Annotated in this window: 15 protein-coding genes and 1 pseudogene; 12 read left to right on the top strand and 4 right to left on the bottom strand. The window is 42.2% G+C overall.

Annotation, left to right across the window (positions count from 1 at the left end; all coding sequences use genetic code 11):
- Positions 1 to 4: 4 nt before the first annotated feature.
- Together gcvPA and gcvPB are read left to right on the top strand one after the other, a co-directional pair.
- Positions 5 to 1,351, top strand: coding sequence for an aminomethyl-transferring glycine dehydrogenase subunit GcvPA (gene gcvPA / locus MHB45_RS14575; RefSeq protein WP_338565951.1), 1,347 nt, complete (start codon positions 5 to 7; stop codon positions 1,349 to 1,351).
- Positions 1,344 to 2,801 (top strand): aminomethyl-transferring glycine dehydrogenase subunit GcvPB, encoded by a 1,458-nt coding sequence (gene gcvPB / locus MHB45_RS14570; protein WP_063594101.1) that lies wholly within the window; start codon positions 1,344 to 1,346, stop codon positions 2,799 to 2,801. The genes gcvPA and gcvPB overlap by 8 nt, the downstream gene beginning before the upstream one ends.
- 139 nt (positions 2,802 to 2,940) lie before the next feature.
- Here the strand turns inward: gcvPB and MHB45_RS14565 are convergent, their stop codons facing one another.
- Positions 2,941 to 3,324 (bottom strand): rhodanese-like domain-containing protein, encoded by a 384-nt coding sequence (locus tag MHB45_RS14565; protein ID WP_034308355.1) that lies wholly within the window; start codon positions 3,322 to 3,324, stop codon positions 2,941 to 2,943.
- A 201-nt stretch (positions 3,325 to 3,525) separates the two neighbouring features.
- Here MHB45_RS14565 and MHB45_RS14560 point away from each other — a divergent pair, with 201 nt between their 5' ends.
- Positions 3,526 to 4,362 (top strand): lipoate--protein ligase family protein, encoded by an 837-nt coding sequence (locus tag MHB45_RS14560; protein ID WP_048688324.1) that lies wholly within the window; start codon positions 3,526 to 3,528, stop codon positions 4,360 to 4,362.
- Between the two features lie 387 nt (positions 4,363 to 4,749).
- On the top strand, positions 4,750 to 7,320 hold the full coding sequence (locus MHB45_RS14555; protein ID WP_340907944.1) for a vitamin B12-dependent ribonucleotide reductase: 2,571 nt from the start codon (positions 4,750 to 4,752) through the stop codon (positions 7,318 to 7,320).
- 152 nt (positions 7,321 to 7,472) lie between these two features.
- On the opposite strand, the gene MHB45_RS14550 is transcribed toward MHB45_RS14555, so the two are convergent.
- The gene (locus tag MHB45_RS14550) at positions 7,473 to 7,658 is read right to left on the bottom strand and encodes a hypothetical protein (protein ID WP_048688331.1); all 186 of its coding nucleotides are present in this window, start codon (positions 7,656 to 7,658) and stop codon (positions 7,473 to 7,475) included.
- 137 nt (positions 7,659 to 7,795) lie between these two features.
- Between MHB45_RS14550 and splB the strand changes: the two genes are divergently transcribed.
- The 3 genes and pseudogenes from splB to MHB45_RS14535 form a co-directional block, all read left to right on the top strand.
- Positions 7,796 to 8,821: a spore photoproduct lyase gene (splB, locus tag MHB45_RS14545; RefSeq protein WP_034308346.1), complete on the top strand. Its 1,026-nt coding sequence runs from the start codon at positions 7,796 to 7,798 to the stop codon at positions 8,819 to 8,821.
- 85 nt (positions 8,822 to 8,906) lie between these two features.
- A complete protein-coding gene (locus MHB45_RS14540) occupies positions 8,907 to 9,788 on the top strand; it encodes a patatin-like phospholipase family protein (RefSeq protein WP_161922370.1) in 882 nt (293 codons plus the stop codon).
- A 314-nt stretch (positions 9,789 to 10,102) separates the two neighbouring features.
- Positions 10,103 to 11,086 (top strand): annotated as a pseudogene (locus MHB45_RS14535) (IS1182 family transposase); the annotation flags it as partial.
- A 77-nt stretch (positions 11,087 to 11,163) separates the two neighbouring features.
- Here MHB45_RS14535 and MHB45_RS14530 read toward each other — a convergent pair.
- Complete coding sequence (locus MHB45_RS14530; RefSeq protein ID WP_048677789.1) at positions 11,164 to 11,538, bottom strand: SA1362 family protein; 375 nt, start codon at positions 11,536 to 11,538, stop codon at positions 11,164 to 11,166.
- Positions 11,539 to 11,675: 137 nt separating this feature from the next.
- The gene (locus MHB45_RS14525; RefSeq protein ID WP_048677787.1) at positions 11,676 to 12,629 is read right to left on the bottom strand and encodes a DUF1385 domain-containing protein; all 954 of its coding nucleotides are present in this window, start codon (positions 12,627 to 12,629) and stop codon (positions 11,676 to 11,678) included.
- A gap of 334 nt (positions 12,630 to 12,963) precedes the next feature.
- On the opposite strand from MHB45_RS14525, the gene MHB45_RS14520 reads away from it, so the two are divergent.
- From MHB45_RS14520 to MHB45_RS14500, 5 genes are all read left to right on the top strand, one after another.
- Complete coding sequence (locus MHB45_RS14520; protein WP_048677785.1) at positions 12,964 to 13,476, top strand: YqhR family membrane protein; 513 nt, start codon at positions 12,964 to 12,966, stop codon at positions 13,474 to 13,476.
- Between the two features lie 94 nt (positions 13,477 to 13,570).
- Positions 13,571 to 14,020 carry a type II 3-dehydroquinate dehydratase gene (aroQ, locus tag MHB45_RS14515; protein WP_048677783.1) on the top strand — a complete coding sequence of 150 codons (450 nt, stop codon included), beginning with the start codon at positions 13,571 to 13,573 and terminating at the stop codon, positions 14,018 to 14,020.
- Positions 14,017 to 15,078: a M24 family metallopeptidase gene (locus tag MHB45_RS14510; RefSeq protein ID WP_340907943.1), complete on the top strand. Its 1,062-nt coding sequence runs from the start codon at positions 14,017 to 14,019 to the stop codon at positions 15,076 to 15,078. The genes aroQ and MHB45_RS14510 overlap by 4 nt, the downstream gene beginning before the upstream one ends.
- A gap of 26 nt (positions 15,079 to 15,104) precedes the next feature.
- Complete coding sequence (gene efp, locus MHB45_RS14505; RefSeq protein ID WP_034308328.1) at positions 15,105 to 15,662, top strand: elongation factor P; 558 nt, start codon at positions 15,105 to 15,107, stop codon at positions 15,660 to 15,662.
- Between the two features lie 616 nt (positions 15,663 to 16,278).
- Complete coding sequence (locus MHB45_RS14500) at positions 16,279 to 16,467, top strand: hypothetical protein (protein WP_142953094.1); 189 nt, start codon at positions 16,279 to 16,281, stop codon at positions 16,465 to 16,467.
- Positions 16,468 to 16,534 lie beyond the last annotated feature (67 nt).

The raw sequence follows: 16,534 nt of genomic DNA, 5'->3' as shown, positions 1-16,534 counted from the left end.
TTAGATGAAACATCGTTATTTACCCATGACAGAGCAAGATAAACAAGAAATGCTGGAAGCGATAGGGGTATCCACTGCTGAAGAACTTTTCAAAGATATCCCTGAAAGCGTTCGTTTTCAAGGAGAATACGATATCAAGCCTGCTAAATCGGAACCTGCATTAATGAAAGAATTATCAAGGCTTGCTGCAAAGAATGCGGACCTTAAAAATTATGCTTCCTTCCTTGGTGCGGGTGTCTATGACCATTACGCCCCGGTCATCGTCGATCATGTTCTTTCCCGTTCTGAGTTTTATACGGCTTATACACCGTATCAGCCTGAAATTTCACAGGGCGAGCTTCAAGCAATCTTTGAATATCAAACGATGATATGTGAATTGACGGGCATGGATGTGGCTAACTCCTCCATGTATGACGGCGGGACGGCGCTGGCTGAAGCAGCGATGCTTGCTTCAGGTCAGACAAGGAGGAAGAAGATTCTCATTTCAGGAACCGTTCATCCTGAATCAAGAGAAGTTGTGAAGACATATGCGAAAGGGCAACGCGTGGAAGTGATCGAAATTCCTCATGAAGGCGGTGTGACTGACTTAGCTGCTTTAAGGGAATTGGCGAATGATGACATTGCAGGAGTGATCGTGCAATATCCGAACTTTTTTGGCCGGATCGAGCCATTGAAAGAAATGGAAGAAATCATTCATGGCGTCAAGTCCATGTTTATCGTTTCCAGTAATCCGCTTGCATTGGGAGCTTTGACATCCCCTGGTGCACTCGGTGCAGATATCGTAACGGGGGATGCTCAGCCATTCGGCATTCCAGCGGCATTCGGTGGACCTCATTGTGGATATTTTGCGGTTACCAATAAATTTGTACGGAAAGTTCCGGGCAGACTCGTCGGTCAGACGGTTGATGAGAATGGAAAAAGAGGGTTTGTACTGACGCTTCAAGCTCGTGAACAGCACATTCGCCGTGACAAAGCCACATCCAACATATGTTCCAATCAAGCTTTGAATGCCTTGGCAGCTTCTGTTGCAATGACCGCGCTTGGGAAAAAGGGTGTCAAAGAAATGGCCGTGCAAAATATTCAAAAAGCACATTATGCGAAAAAAGCAATTATGGCAAAAGGGGTGGAAGTGATATTCGACGGTCCTTCGTTTAATGAATTTGTCATTAAACTGCCTGCTCCGTTTTCAGAAATCAATAAAAACCTTTTTCAAAAAGGGATGATCGGCGGCTTCGATTTAGGTACGGTTTATCCTGAATTGAAAGACCATATGCTGGTTGCGGTAACTGAACTAAGAACAAAAGAAGAAATTGATGCACTTGCGCAGGAATTGGGGGATCAACATGAATAATCAAGATCAATCACTCATTTTTGAAATCAGTACTTCCGGCCGGATCGGGTACAGTCTGCCAGAAATGGATGTTGCAACTATTCCGCTCGAAGAAATTCTTCCTGCCGACTACATCCGTGAAGAAGAGGCAAAGCTTCCTGAGGTGTCCGAACTGGATATCATGCGTCACTATACTGCACTTTCCAAACGGAATCATGGGGTGGATTCGGGTTTTTATCCACTGGGTTCATGCACCATGAAATATAATCCGAAAATAAATGAAAATGTGGCACGCTTCAACGGTTTTGCCCATATCCATCCATATCAAGATCCCGCTACTGTACAAGGAGCATTGGGACTATTATTTGATTTGCAGGAACACTTAACGGAAATCACCGGGATGGACCAAGTGACATTACAGCCTGCAGCAGGTGCCCACGGAGAATGGACAGGATTGATGATGATTCGCGCTTTTCACGAAGCGAATGGAGATACAGAACGGACGAAAGTGATTGTACCTGATTCGGCCCATGGTACGAATCCTGCCTCTGCCACTGTTGCCGGACTAGAAACGATTACAGTTAAGTCCGATGAAAATGGGTTAGTCGACCTTGAAGATTTAAAACGTGTTGTCGGACCTGATACGGCGGCCTTGATGCTGACGAACCCCAATACATTGGGATTGTTTGAAGAAAATATTTTGGAAATGGCACAACTTGTCCATGACGCAGGTGGGAAGCTTTATTATGATGGAGCCAATCTGAATGCAGTCCTATCAAAAGCACGACCGGGTGACATGGGCTTTGATGTGGTTCATTTAAATCTCCATAAAACATTCACAGGCCCGCATGGAGGCGGCGGCCCGGGTTCTGGTCCTGTAGGTGTGAAGTCCGACTTGATTCCTTACTTGCCTAAACCTCTTATAGTCAAGCAAGGTGAGCAATTCGTCCTTGATTATGATCGTCCGCAATCCATCGGCAGGGTAAAACCATATTATGGTAATTTCGGAATAAACGTGAGGGCATATACGTACATCCGTTCAATGGGTCCTGATGGCCTTAAAGCCGTCACAGAGAACGCGGTCATCAATGCCAATTATATGATGCGCAAGTTGGAACCTTATTTTGACTTACCATATAATCGTCATTGTAAGCATGAATTCGTATTAAGCGGACGCCGGCAAAAGAAATTGGGGGTAAGGACTCTCGATATAGCTAAAAGATTGCTGGATTTCGGGTATCATCCTCCAACCATTTACTTCCCATTGAACGTGGAAGAAGGAATGATGATAGAACCGACTGAAACCGAGTCAAAAGAAACGCTGGATGCGTTCATCGATGCGATGATCCAGATTGCCAAGGAAGCGGAAGAAACTCCGGAAATCGTTCAGGAAGCTCCGCATACAACCGTTATAAAGCGGCTTGATGAAACTCTTGCTGCCAGAAAACCCGTTTTGCGTTATCAAGCCTAGATTAGTAGCTTACACGAAAAAAATCCCTGCCTTCCGGCGGGGATTTTTCATGTTTATGTAAGATTCCATTAAAGTCCAACAGTTGACTTTCTTTTACTTGAGCTATGGAATTAAAAAGAGCCCATGCCGAGATGGGGTCTTATTTCTTTGCTTTGATTTTCCCGGTCCACATCTTGAAACCGCCCTTTAAGTGAAAAAGTTCCCTGTAGCCCTTTTTGTATAGCATGGCTGCAGCTCTGCCGCTGATGATCTCGCTTTGAGCATACAAATATACAGGCTTGTCCGGCCTAATTTCGACCAAGCGGGTTTTCATTTGAGTCATAGGGATGTTTCTTGCGCCTAAGATATGACCATTTTCGAAATCATTCGGTTCCCGCACATCGATTAGCTGCACTTTTCTGTAGTTGGCGATAAATTCGTCCTGTGTTAGTGTTTTAACGATTTTACGCTGGCGGTACCAATTAAAAAGTGAATACGCAATAACCACTCCTAGGATGATGAGCAGTGTATATAATATTTCCAAACATAAAAACTCCCTTCTACCTTAACGAATACAGACAATCTTTATTATATAATTGCTTTACCCAATAATCAAAAAGTATTTTCATCAAATTCTTCATGACTTGATAGCACTTTCTTTTTTAGAGTGTTAAAGTCTGTTAAACTACTACATGTGAGTTTTTTGTGGGGGATTGAAAAACGTCTATCGAAACGAGGGGTAAGGATGACTAAAGAAAAATGGGGTTTTATAGATTCGGGGTATTGTTCACCGGCTTTTAATATGGCGCTGGACGAAGCCCTGTTAAACTGGCAAAGCAAAGGGGAAATTCCGCCGATCATACGCTTTTACGGCTGGGATCCAGCGACATTGTCGATCGGTTATTTTCAAAAGGCAGAAGCGGAGATCGATCTGGAAGAGGTCAAAAGGCAGGGCCTTGGTTTTGTTCGCAGGCCGACAGGGGGACGAGCGGTACTGCACGAACATGAATTGACTTATAGTGTAATCGTTCCAGAATCCTATCCGGGAATGCCAACCACCGTTACTGAAGCTTATCGTGTCATTTCTGAAGGTATATTGATGGGGTTCAGGAATCTTGGATTGGATGCTTATTTTGCCGTGCCTCGAAGCGAACAGGAAAAAGCGGCTTTAAAATCGCCCAGGTCTTCCGTCTGCTTTGATGCACCTAGCTGGTATGAACTGGTCGTTGAGGGCAGGAAGGTCGCTGGCAGCGCTCAAACCAGGCAAAAAGGCGTCATCCTTCAGCACGGGTCCATTTTGCTTGAGCTTGATGATGATAAGCTCTTTAGCGTATTTAAATTCTCAAATGACAGGGTTAAAGAGAGAATGCAAAAAAACTTAAAAAACAAAGCTGTGGCCATGAATGACATTGCCGGGAGAAAGATAACCATCCCTGAAGCGAAAGAAGCTTTCGAAAAAGGTTTTGCCGAAGGACTTTCGGTCGATTTAGAGCCATATGTCCTCACCGAAAAGCAATTGCTGGAAGTGAAGGCCATTGCAGAAAGCAAATACGAAAGCGATGAATGGAATTTCATGAGATAGAGGAAGCATAATTAGAGTGGATAATAAAAAGTTTTTTCAGATTTGTTTGACCGAATAACACATCCCTTGCAGGGATAAGCCCTAAAAGGGATGGGGAAAAAGCAAGGTCCAAATTAATTGAAATCTGATGAAAAATTATTGTAAATCGACATTTTCCTCCCTTTTGCTAACTATATTAATTGATTTAACGTTTGACAAAATTAAAAGTTATTCAAAACAAACACAATATATAGTAGTTGAAATATTTAATGCGACACTATATGTTGATTTTTGAGTTTCGCTATGATAGATTTAGGGTACTTGTTAAGCGAAACGGACATGTAAGGCTACATAAGGATTTTTGCGGCAGCAAGAACGGATCATGAAACATATAAAGGAGAGGGAATTATGTCGGTTGTAATAAAAGAAGCTTTAAAGGTTGATCTAGAAAGGTTGAATAAGGATATTTCTTTATTTCCCCAGGTTCACCCTGTAACTGCTGATATGAAAATGGCGCATAAGGGAGTGTCCCGTCTAGTCATGCTTGACCGCTATTCTTTTAAGGATACTGAAAAAATCACACTCTCGGCAGGCGATTTCGTCGTGTTGACGATTAAGGAAGATCCGAAATTCCCGGCAAGGGGTCTCGGTTACATCGTTGAAATTGATTGGGAAACCAAAAAAGCCAAGGTATTGGTGGATGAAGAATTCCGTGGCGTATTGGATAATCCGGAAGAAGTCGAGACGGGAATTGTAAACCGTCCGTTGGATATAATCGAAAAGCCGCTTGAAATATACTATGAACAAATTGCGAAACGTAATGCAACGGGATTGGCATCAGTGGAAACCACGGAAGAAAAAAGAACGGAATGGTTCAATAAATTCTATGAAGAATTAAAGAACCTTAATTTCGTCCCGGCAGGCCGAGTATTATACGGTGCAGGTTCCAATACGGATGTTACTTATTTCAACTGCTATGTAATGCCATTCGTACCGGATTCACGTGAAGGTATTTCAGAACATAGGAAACAAGTGATGGAAATCATGAGCCGCGGCGGCGGAGTGGGTACGAACGGATCGACACTGCGTCCAAGAAACACTCTGGCAAAAGGGGTAAATGGAAAATCCTCGGGTTCGGTGTCATGGCTTGACGATATTGCAAAACTGACGCATCTTGTTGAACAGGGCGGCAGCAGACGAGGCGCGCAAATGATCATGCTTGCTGATTGGCATCCCGATATTGCAGAGTTCATCATTTCCAAAATGCAAAATCCAAGGATCTTGCGTTACCTAGTGGAAAACACTAAAGATGAAGCCATCAAGAAATATGCGACGGATAAATTGAAATTCACGACGCACACGGAACAGGAAACGGCTATGTATCAAGGGATCATCAATTATAAGGAGATTCCTGGCCAAGGCGGGTTCAGCGAGAAAATCATTAGGGATGCAGAGGAAAAGATCCGTACAGGCGGAACGTACAGTGTTCATAATTCGGATTTCCTGACTGGAGCCAATATCTCTATTTGCCTGACTAAGGAATTTATGGAAGCGGCTGAACAAGATGCGGAATATGAATTGCGTTTTCCTGATGTTGAAAGCTATAATGCCGAAGAAATGGCCATTTACAATGAAGAATGGCATAATGTCGGTGATGTTCGCGAATGGGAGAAAATGGGTCATAAAGTCCGTGTTTACCGTAAAATCCGGGCTAAAGAGCTTTGGAACTTAATAAACATTTGTGCAACATATTCTGCTGAACCAGGTATTTTCTTTATCGATAATGCTAATGAAATGACGAATGCCAAAGCATACGGTCAACAGGTCGTAGCCACGAACCCTTGTGGAGAACAGCCATTGGCCCCATATTCAGTATGTAACCTTGCGGCTGTCAATCTGGCTGAAATGGCTGATAAAGAAAGCAAAACGGTTAATTTCGAGAAACTTAAGCAGACAGTTGAAGTCGGTGTGCGCATGCAGGACAATGTCATTGACGCAACTCCTTATTTCTTGGATGAAAACAAAAAACAGGCACTGGGCGAGCGACGGGTTGGACTTGGTGTAATGGGTCTGCATGACCTGTTGATCTACTGTGAAACGGAATATGGCTCTGAAGAAGGAAATATCCTGGTTGACAAGGTGTTTGAAACGATTGCGACCACAGCTTACAGGGCTTCAGTGGAACTTGCTAAAGAAAAAGGCAGTTTCCCGTTCCTGATCGGGTCAACGGACAAAGAAACCAATGAGCTTAGAACACGTTTCACACAAACCGGATTTATGGAAAAAATGCCGGAAGATATCAGGGAAAGTGTTGCTGCACATGGTATCCGTAACTCTCATTTATTGACAGTGGCTCCTACGGGAAGTACAGGAACGATGGTTGGGGTATCCACAGGTCTTGAACCGTATTTCTCCTTCACTTATTTCCGCAGCGGCCGTCTTGGTAAATTCATTGAAGTTAAGGCTGACATTGTACAGGAATACTTGGATCGCCATCCAGAAGCCGATACAGAAGAGCTTCCAAAATGGTTCATTTCCGCTATGGAATTAGCTCCAGAAGCACATGCTGATGTTCAATGCATCATTCAACGCTGGATTGACAGCTCGATCAGCAAGACGGTCAATGCTCCAAAAGGATATACTGTCGAACAAGTTGAAAAGGTATATGAACGTCTATACAAAGGCGGAGCAAAAGGCGGAACGGTATATGTGGATGGCAGCCGTGACAGTCAGGTCCTTACGCTCAAAGCGGAAGAAAACCAAATGGACGAGCAGCTTGAAATGGATGAATTGACAGATGTGGAAGAAAAGAAAAAAGTTGTATTGGTCGATACGATAAATGAGCTGCGTTCGACGAATGTTACAATTGGTTCGGAAGTGGGCAACACTTGCCCCGTATGCCGTAAGGGTGAAGTTCAGGAAATGGGCGGATGCAATACGTGCACGAATTGCGGAGCGCAATTGAAATGCGGGCTATAAGCTGATGCAAAGGAAGTCGTTAAGTATGCTGCAAAGCTATCTTAACGGCTTTTTTTTTAGAGTCATTAATCCAGGGCAGTGATAGTCTGTTCAATTAAATACCAATAAAGAAGACCGAATCATCGTAAATTCGGTCTTCTTTTCACGTTCAATCAACCATTTTCATTTTGCTGCCCTATTTCCTTTTCGGCTAGATATTGGTTGCCATCTTTCAATACCGAAAATTCATCGACCGAGTCTCCCGGTATATTCCTTGGATTTGGAAATTTATTATCTGTTTGAACGGTGATCGTTTGTTTTCCCATTCCATTTGTCAAGAAGTCTCGTTTATTAGCCATATCGCATCTCCTTCATTTTGAATTTCCAAGTAAAAACAATCATGAGGATAAAAGAATAAAGAAAAACTATCCTTATGAATTAGATTGTGTAGTTCGATTGAAAGTATGAACAAATCGAAAAAAGAATGGAGATCGAAATGAAACCATTTATGCCACAGTTAGTATATATCGAGCCGAGGGCATTGGAATACCCGCTTGGCCGGGAATTGAAGAAGAAATTCGAAGATTTGAACATTGAAATCCGTGAGACCACATCGCATAACCAAATTAGGGATCTTCCTGGAGAAAATGATCTGCAAAAATATCGTGTCGCCAAATCGACACTCGTGGTAGGAATCAGAAAAACATTGAAATTCGATTCTTCAAAGCCATCTGCTGAATATGCCATCCCTCTTGCTACAGGGTGCATGGGGCATTGTCACTATTGTTATTTACAGACGACACTCGGATCAAAGCCATATATTCGGACATATGTGAATCTTGACGAGATTTTCGAGGCAGCCGAAAAATATATAAATGAGAGAAAGCCTGAAATTACCCGTTTTGAGGCAGCCTGTACATCGGATATCGTCGGAATTGATCATTTGACACATTCGTTAAAAAGGGCCATAGAGTATTTTGGGAAAAGTGAATATGGGGTTCTTAGGTTCGTCACTAAATTCCATCATGTCGATCATCTGTTGGATGCTGAACATAATGGAAAAACGAGATTTCGCTTCAGTATAAATTCACGTTATGTGATAAAGAATTTCGAACCCGGGACTTCGAGCTTCGAAGAACGGATGGAAGCGGCACGTAAAGTGGCAGGTGCCGGATATCCCCTGGGTTTTATCGTAGCTCCAATATACCGTCATGAAGCATGGAAGGAGGGATACCATGAATTATTCGAACGGTTGAGTGAGGCCTTAAAAGGGGTGGATATTCCTGACTTGACTTTCGAATTAATCCAGCATCGGTTCACTGGTCCAGCAAAAAAAGTGATTCAAAAAAACTATCCGAAAACAAAATTGGAACTGGACGAAACGAAGCGTAAATATAAATGGGGCCGATATGGAATTGGTAAATATGTTTATCAAAACGAGGAAGCGGCAGAACTGGAAACGACCATTCGTGGGTATATAGCGGAATTCTTCCCGAAAGCGGAAATTCAGTATTTTACCTGAATCAAGGCCATTTTCTTTTTAAAACTGTCATAAATCGCTCTAATCCTGCTTAGAAATGTAAAGACCGGATTAGGGGAGGGCAGCTATGATTATTGACGGCGTTTTTTCCGGAGGCGGGATTAAAGGCTATGGTTTAGTGGGAGCCCTGCAGGAATTAGAAGAAAAGGGATTTGTATTCCATCGAACAGCAGGTACGAGTGCAGGATCCATAATTGCAGCATTCGTAGCGGCTGGGTACACGGGAAAAGAAATGGAAAAGTTTTTTCTTGATATAGATTTAAGCGGCCTGCTGGATAAAAGGCGTGGTCTTTTGCCTATCCCATTTGCCAAATGGCTTCTTTTATACTGGAAACTGGGCCTTTATAAAGGTAACGCCTTGGAAGCATGGGTCGCCGGTAAACTTGCCGAAAGGAATGTAGTCACCTTTAAGGATGTTCGGCCGAAATCACTCCGTATCATAACCTCTGACATTTCAAATGGGAAATTGGTCGTACTGCCTGATGATTTGCCTAATTATGGAATAGACCCGGGTGCTTTTCCAGTGGCAAAGGCAGTAAGAATGAGTTGCAGCATTCCTTATTTCTTTGAGCCAGTCAAACTTAATGTCGGAAAAAGCAAGTTCCTTTTTGTTGATGGAGGTGTGTTAAGCAATTTTCCAATGTGGTTATTCAATTCAGATCATGTTAGAAAGGAAAGACCGGTCATAGGCTTGCGGTTAAGCGTCGATGAGATATGGAAACCGCATGAGGTGGATAATGCGGTTGAATTGTTCTCCGCACTATTCAAAACGATGAAGGATGCCCATGATGCACGGTATATTTCCAAGAAACACGTCCATAATATTGTATTCATCCCGATGAAGGGAATTTCTGCAATGGATTTTAATCTGGATGATGAAAAAAAGGGTGAATTGATCAATAAAGGCAGGCAATGTACGAAAGAATTCCTTAAAAAATGGACTTATTGATGTTAAATAAAAAAATCGGGCTCTTAAAATGAAGCCCGATTCAGACTGTAGACAAACTCGATGAAAATCGAGTTTGTCTATTTTTATGGCTTGTACAATTTGGACGTTGATTTCCACTCCAGGCACTCGCTTTCCGCGGGCGGTCGGGGAGCCTCCTCGGCTTTCGCCTGCGGGGTCTCCCCTAGACGCGCTTTTCCCGCAGGAGTCTCGTACCTTCCGTTCCAATCAACTTTGTCTTACCTTTTAGATAGAACACTTTTGCCTGGAGTCATGTTTGTTTTAAAATAGAAGTATTAAAACTTGAGGTGATGAGGATGCTTTCTAAACATGATTCTATTCAGCGAGATCAACTTGAAATGATTACTTTAGATCAATTGGTGCCACCGAACCATTTGGTTCGTAAAATGGAGGCTGCCATTGACTTCACTTTCATTTATGACTTGGTGAAAGATATGTATTCAGAGGTAGGACGCCCAAGTATTGATCCAGTTATTTTAGTTAAACTGACTTTCATTCAATATACCTTCGGTATTCGTTCCATGCGTAAAACGATTGAAGAAGTTGAAACCAATATGGCTTACCGTTGGTTCTTAGGCTATGGTTTCCATGATAAAGTACCTCATTTCTCTACGTTCGGGAAAAATTATGAGCGACGCTTCAAAGATACAGATCTGTTTGAACAGATTTTCTATCGCATTTTAATGACAGCTGCTAATAAAAAGTTAATAAGTGCTGAACACGTTTTCGTGGATTCCACACATGTGAAAGCCAGTGCGAATAAACGGAAATTTGAAAAGAAAATCGTTCGTAAAGAAACACGAGCGTATCAAGGACGTCTTCAAGAAGAAATCAATCAAGATCGTGAAAACCATGGAAAAAAGCCTTTTCCACCAGATAAATTTGATAAAGAAGAGACCAAAGAGATTAAAGAAAGTACAACGGATTCTGAGAGTGGCTACTATGTGAAAGATGAACGAACAAAACAGTTTGCCTATTCATTCCACGCGGCCGCAGACCGCAACGGTTTTGTATTGGGAACGATTGTAACACCTGGAAATACACATGACAGTCAGATCTTAGAGCCACTAGTTGAACAAGTGATTGAGAAAGTTGGAAAACCGGAAGCCGTTGCCGCAGATGCAGCTTATAAAACACCAGCGATTACAAGCTACCTATTTAACAAAGAAATCATACCGGCTTTACCTTATACACGTCCTCGCACCAAAGAAGGATTTTTCCGCAAACAGGACTATGTATACGATGAACATTTTGATTGTTACCTTTGCCCTTCGGGCGAAAATTCAAAGGGAATTTCAAAAGGGGTTCAGAATTTTTTAATTCCGAACCCCTTTTGTCTACAAACTGAATCGGGCTCTTAAAAAGAAGCCCGATTTTTCTTTTTATTCTTTTTCCCTTCGATGACGGTTAAGTGACTATCCGTTTTCTTTCTCCATTTTATTTTCTTTGATGATTTTGCTGCAGAGAAGCTAGCCACATTATCCTTTTTCGAAGTTCGGTTTTTTAGCCTTTTTTTCGATTGGCGGGCAGCCTTTCGGAATGCTTGCTGCTCTTTCTTAACTGGTTTTCCCTTTGTTAATCCGGTATAAATCATATAAATAATCCCTGCGACAATGGCTATTATGAGAATGTTTCTAAAAAAGCCAATCGGGTCATTAAATAGTCGGCTCAATAGTCCGAGGACTCCGAGGGCGATGATTCCGTATATCATGAAAGATATGAAACGTTTCAACAAAGACACCTCCTTAAGAGCATCATAAGCATTTTTAGCTTATTTTAAACATTTTAATTGTGAAATATTTGAAAAAAATGAAGATCATTCATTTAGTTAGTATATGATTTTCCATCATCAAAATGTGTATAGATGTTTTACACAATTACATCTGATTCTAAACCTTTTTCGGTCTCTTTTTCCATCCTCAACAGTTCTTGGAAGGATGCCAATGCGACTTCGACTTGATCATCGGTAGGGGCTTTGGTTGTCAATAACTGAAGCCAAAGGCCGGGATAGCCAAGGTAACGCAGGATGGGAGTGTCCCTTACTTTGTTAGTCAACTGCAAGACTTCGAATGCTATGCCGAGCACGACGGGGATAAGTAAAATGCGATTGACGACACGAACCCATAGCGGATCCGTTGGTACAAGAAGATAGACAAACATCCCTACAATGACAGTAAATAAAATAAAACTGCTGCCACAGCGATAATGAAGGCGGGAACTTGCCTGCACATTCGCAACCGTCAATTCTTTTCCGCTTTCAAAGCAATTGATCACCTTATGCTCTGCTCCGTGATACTGAAAGACCCGCTTGATCAATGGCGTCAAGGAAACTACATAAATATATACGAGCAGTAAGATCAGCTTGAACAAGCTTTCCACTAATACCTGAGCCGTATGGCCACTGAAAATGGGTTCTGTCAATTTTGCGAGGAAGACAGGAATCAAGGTGAAAAGCAATTTCCCAAAAAGGAAGGAGATCACACCGATCACGGCAACACCTAGCCAAAGACTTAATTTAGAGGGGTCTTTCGTTTCTTTTTTCGTTTCGACCTCTTTTTCCCCGTCTTCTTCTTCATACTGTTCAGTTGAAAAGTTAAGATGTTTCGAACCGGTGGCACTTGACTGAAGCAGTGATACGATACCCCGTAGAAACGGTATTTTTTTTAAGCGGTTTACAACAGGTTTCGATTCACGCGGCAGATGATAATATACAATCGTCGAATCTTTGCGGCGTACCGCAGTGACTGTGTGATGTTTGCCACCGAACATGACGCCTTCCACTACAGCCTGCCCTCCATAAACGGGTTTTTGAACCTCAGACATTTCTACACCAACCTAATAGTTATTCACGTAGCTCTCTCATGGGTGCTAACATGTGTATTATCAAGCATCACAAGGGTTTAAGGCGGTCCTCCAAAATGGAATGGAAGCTTTACCCCCTGCAATTGCTTTTTGAATGTTGAATCACAGGAAGGTATTATCCTGTGTACATTATAAATTTCAACAGAGGATGGGGATTTTCCTCTGAAAAAAGCAGATTATTTATGATTTAATCATACAGAATTAATCACAAAACCTCTAGTGATTCTCCTCCCCAATAATAAAAAAAAATAGTTCTATTTAACAAAGGGCATACTACGTAGCGGAGGTGTTTGATATGTCTTCTAATGAAAATGGACAAATTCAACAGGAATATCAAAGCATGTTAATTTACAATGTACTTGCTGTCGGTTTTGTAGGGGGGGCTTTAGCCAGTTTTATCGGAATTCTAGCCCATTATGTTAACTTTATGGATTTTAGCCCAAAATTCATACTGACTTCGTGGTCAAATATGACCTGGATCGATCATTGGCTCGGTACGGTAATGACCATGATTATATTCGGAATTCTATCCGTGGGGATCGCCTTTATATACTATAGCCTCTTTAAAAGGATGAAGAGTATTTTTCCGGGTATTATTTTGGGGGTGGTCTGCTGGGCTTTGCTTGTATTTGTCCTGAAACCGATGTTCATCGATTTGCCAACCTTTTATAAAATGTCAGCAAATACTGTTATAACAAGTGTATGCATTTTTATTATATACGGTCTTTTTGTAGGGTTTTCTATATCATACGATCATCAGGAATATATACGCTATAAAAACAAGGCCGAGAAGCAATCGGAAAGCTGATTGCTTCTTGGTTGTAAAAAAGTAGTAAGACAATTTGTAATTATGATAGAATGTTCATGGAAAGCATTCTTTTAACATGAGCAGGTGTTTGATGATGACAAAAATCTTACTAATCAATGGTCCGAATTTAAATCGTTTGGGGAAGCGGGAACCTGCGCATTATGGATCCTCGACGCTTGCGGATGTCGAAGCGCAATTAATGCTGCAAGCACAAGGGTTAAATGTGGAATTAACCTCTTTTCAAACTAACCATGAAGGAGCGATTATCGACAAGCTCCATTGGTCAGAGGATCATGGGATCGACGGGATTATCATTAATCCTGGGGCTTTTACTCATTATAGTTATGCGATTCGTGATGCAATAGCCGGAATTGATGTTCCAGTGGTGGAAGTGCATATTTCGAACATACATGCCCGTGAAAGCTTTAGACATGAATCAGTGACCGCTGCGGTATCGGCGGGACAGATTGTCGGCTTGGGGATACACGGTTATGAATTGGCGTTGCAGGCGATCACAAAGATTGCAAAGGGGGAAATTAAATGAATAAACTAATGCGCTTAAGAGCCTCGATGGAAAAGGTGGGCATTGATGGTTTTTTGATCACCAGTACATATAACCGCCGATACATGACCAACTTCACGGGAAGTGCAGGCGTTGTACTCATTTCCCAAAAAGAAGCTAAATTCATCACTGATTTCAGATACGTGGAACAAGCGGGCGAGCAGGCACCGGACTATGAAGTCGTTCAACACAAAGGAACCATCATCGAAGAAGTCGGCAAGCAGGCTAAAGCGATGAATATCGGCAAGCTGGGTTTTGAGCAAGAGCACCTGACTTATGCTACATATAAAGCTTATGAAGCGGCCATTGATGGCCAACTTTTGCCGGTGTCTGGGGTTATTGAGAATTTACGCTTGATAAAGACTTCATCAGAGATTAAGATATTAAAGGAAGCGGCTGCTATTGCTGATGCTGCGTTTACGCATATTCTGGATTTCCTGCGTCCAGGGATTTCGGAACTGGATGTATCCAATGAACTTGAATTCTTTATGAGGAAACAAGGGGCAACTTCTTCTTCCTTCGATATTATTGTAGCATCCGGCATCAGGTCCGCACTTCCGCATGGAGTGGCTACTGATAAAATCATCGAAAAAGGCGATTTTGTCACATTGGATTACGGGGCATATTATAACGGGTATGTGTCTGACATCACTCGGACATTAGCGGTTGGCAAGCCAAGTGAAGAACTTATTATTATTTATGACATTGTTTTAGAAGCTCAACTGAGAGGAATGGCTGGGATCAAACCCGGTATGACTGGCAGGGAAGCGGATGCACTAACTCGAAATCTAATTGAAGAAAAGGGATATGGGCAGTATTTTGGACATTCGACCGGACATGGAATCGGCCTTGAAGTTCATGAAGGTCCAGCATTATCCTTTAGGTCTGATATCATTTTAGAACCAGGTATGGCTGTAACCGTTGAACCGGGCATTTATTTACCGGGTGTAGGCGGAGTGCGGATTGAAGATGATACAATCGTTACAATTGACGGTAACGAAGAACTTACTCATTCAACTAAAGAGTTAATCATTCTGTAAACATGTACATGTAGGAGGACAAATTTATGATTTCAGTAAACGATTTTCGCACGGGTGTTACGATTGAAGTAGATAATGGAATTTGGCAGGTTATCGAGTTCCAACACGTTAAACCTGGTAAAGGTGCAGCTTTTGTACGTTCTAAACTTCGTAACCTTCGTACGGGTTCAATCCAGGAGAAAACATTCCGTGCTGGTGAAAAAGTTGCTAAAGCACATATTGAAAACCGCAAGATGCAGTACCTTTATGCAAGTGGAGACAGCCATGTATTCATGGATAACGAAACGTATGACCAAATCGAGCTCCCGGCTTCAAGCATTGAACGTGAACTTAAGTTCCTAAAGGAAAATATGGAAGTACATATCATGACTTTCCAAGCGGAAACACTTGGTGTCGAGCTTCCAAACACAGTGGAACTAGAAGTGGCGGAGACTGAGCCTGGAATTAAAGGCGATACATCTTCAGGCGGCACGAAATCAGCCGTACTTGAGACGGGCCTTTCGGTTCAAGTGCCATTCTTCATCAACCAAGGTGACAAACTATTGATCAATACAAATGAAGGTTCTTACGTATCACGTGCATAAATGAAAGAAGGCCGAGATTAATATCTCGGCCTCAAATTGTAGACAAAAAGGTTTCGGAATGGTCTCATTCCGAAACCTTTTTGATTTTTTATTGGATGGGACTTCATGATGACGCAGATGATCTGCTTCTTCCATTTATTCTTGCCAAATATGAAGTGTCACCACTTTCTGAAGGTCCTTACTTTCTGTACAACACTGTGATAAAGATGAACGAGTCCTGCACAAATGCAATTGGATGATTTGTACACACGATAGTCCTCTTTAATCTCCATTTTACAAGCTGGCACCAGTTGGTCCAAAGTAATCATTCATGCTGATCGAATCATGATCATGTTTAAAAAGCATCCTCATCTCCTCAAGTTCCCAGTCTGGAAGGTCCGTATGGTCTCATCCCAAACCATGATTTTATAAGAAGACTTGGTTACCCTTCATGTTTTACTTTTTTATGGAGTGGAACCCTCACTGGATTGAAGAAATCTGCGACACTCCTGCCGAATAACTGGCTAGCCGAGACCCCACAGGCGCTTGCGCCGAGGAGGCTTGGCAGACAGTCGGCGGAAAGGGAGCGGATTTCTGAAATCAACTGAAACTTTTAAATGAAAAATGTATCCGAACCGTGTTTTTAAAACAAGACTTGGTTATCCTTCATGGTTTATTTTTTATATTGGATGAAACCTATATAGGATTGAAGAAATTTGCGACACTCCTGCCCAATAACTGGCTAGCCGAGACCCCACAGGCGCTTGCGCTGAGGAGGCTTGGCAGACAGTCGGCGGAAAGGGAGCGGATTTCTGAAATCAACTGAAACTTTTTTAAAATAAAAAGACGTAGACCGAGATTAATTTCTCGGTCTTTTTTAGATCCAGGAAGTT

Origin of the sequence: Peribacillus sp. FSL K6-5616 (genome assembly GCF_038008245.1) — a bacterium.
Lineage (GTDB): Bacteria > Bacillota > Bacilli > Bacillales > DSM-1321 > Peribacillus > Peribacillus frigoritolerans.
Note: the sequence above shows the minus strand (reverse complement) of the source record. Positions and strands in the feature narration are given on the sequence as shown.

Coding starts and splice junctions, on each gene's coding strand:
- MHB45_RS14510 (WP_340907943.1), top strand. CDS start 14,017: ATGAATAAACTAATGCGCTTAAGAGCCTCGATGGAAAAGGTGGGCATT.
- gcvPA (WP_338565951.1), top strand. CDS start 5: ATGAAACATCGTTATTTACCCATGACAGAGCAAGATAAACAAGAAATG.
- MHB45_RS14520 (WP_048677785.1), top strand. CDS start 12,964: ATGTCTTCTAATGAAAATGGACAAATTCAACAGGAATATCAAAGCATG.
- MHB45_RS14525 (WP_048677787.1), bottom strand. CDS start 12,629: ATGTCTGAGGTTCAAAAACCCGTTTATGGAGGGCAGGCTGTAGTGGAA.
- MHB45_RS14555 (WP_340907944.1), top strand. CDS start 4,750: ATGTCGGTTGTAATAAAAGAAGCTTTAAAGGTTGATCTAGAAAGGTTG.
- MHB45_RS14540 (WP_161922370.1), top strand. CDS start 8,907: ATGATTATTGACGGCGTTTTTTCCGGAGGCGGGATTAAAGGCTATGGT.
- MHB45_RS14550 (WP_048688331.1), bottom strand. CDS start 7,658: ATGGCTAATAAACGAGACTTCTTGACAAATGGAATGGGAAAACAAACG.
- aroQ (WP_048677783.1), top strand. CDS start 13,571: ATGACAAAAATCTTACTAATCAATGGTCCGAATTTAAATCGTTTGGGG.
- gcvPB (WP_063594101.1), top strand. CDS start 1,344: ATGAATAATCAAGATCAATCACTCATTTTTGAAATCAGTACTTCCGGC.
- efp (WP_034308328.1), top strand. CDS start 15,105: ATGATTTCAGTAAACGATTTTCGCACGGGTGTTACGATTGAAGTAGAT.
- splB (WP_034308346.1), top strand. CDS start 7,796: ATGAAACCATTTATGCCACAGTTAGTATATATCGAGCCGAGGGCATTG.
- MHB45_RS14560 (WP_048688324.1), top strand. CDS start 3,526: ATGACTAAAGAAAAATGGGGTTTTATAGATTCGGGGTATTGTTCACCG.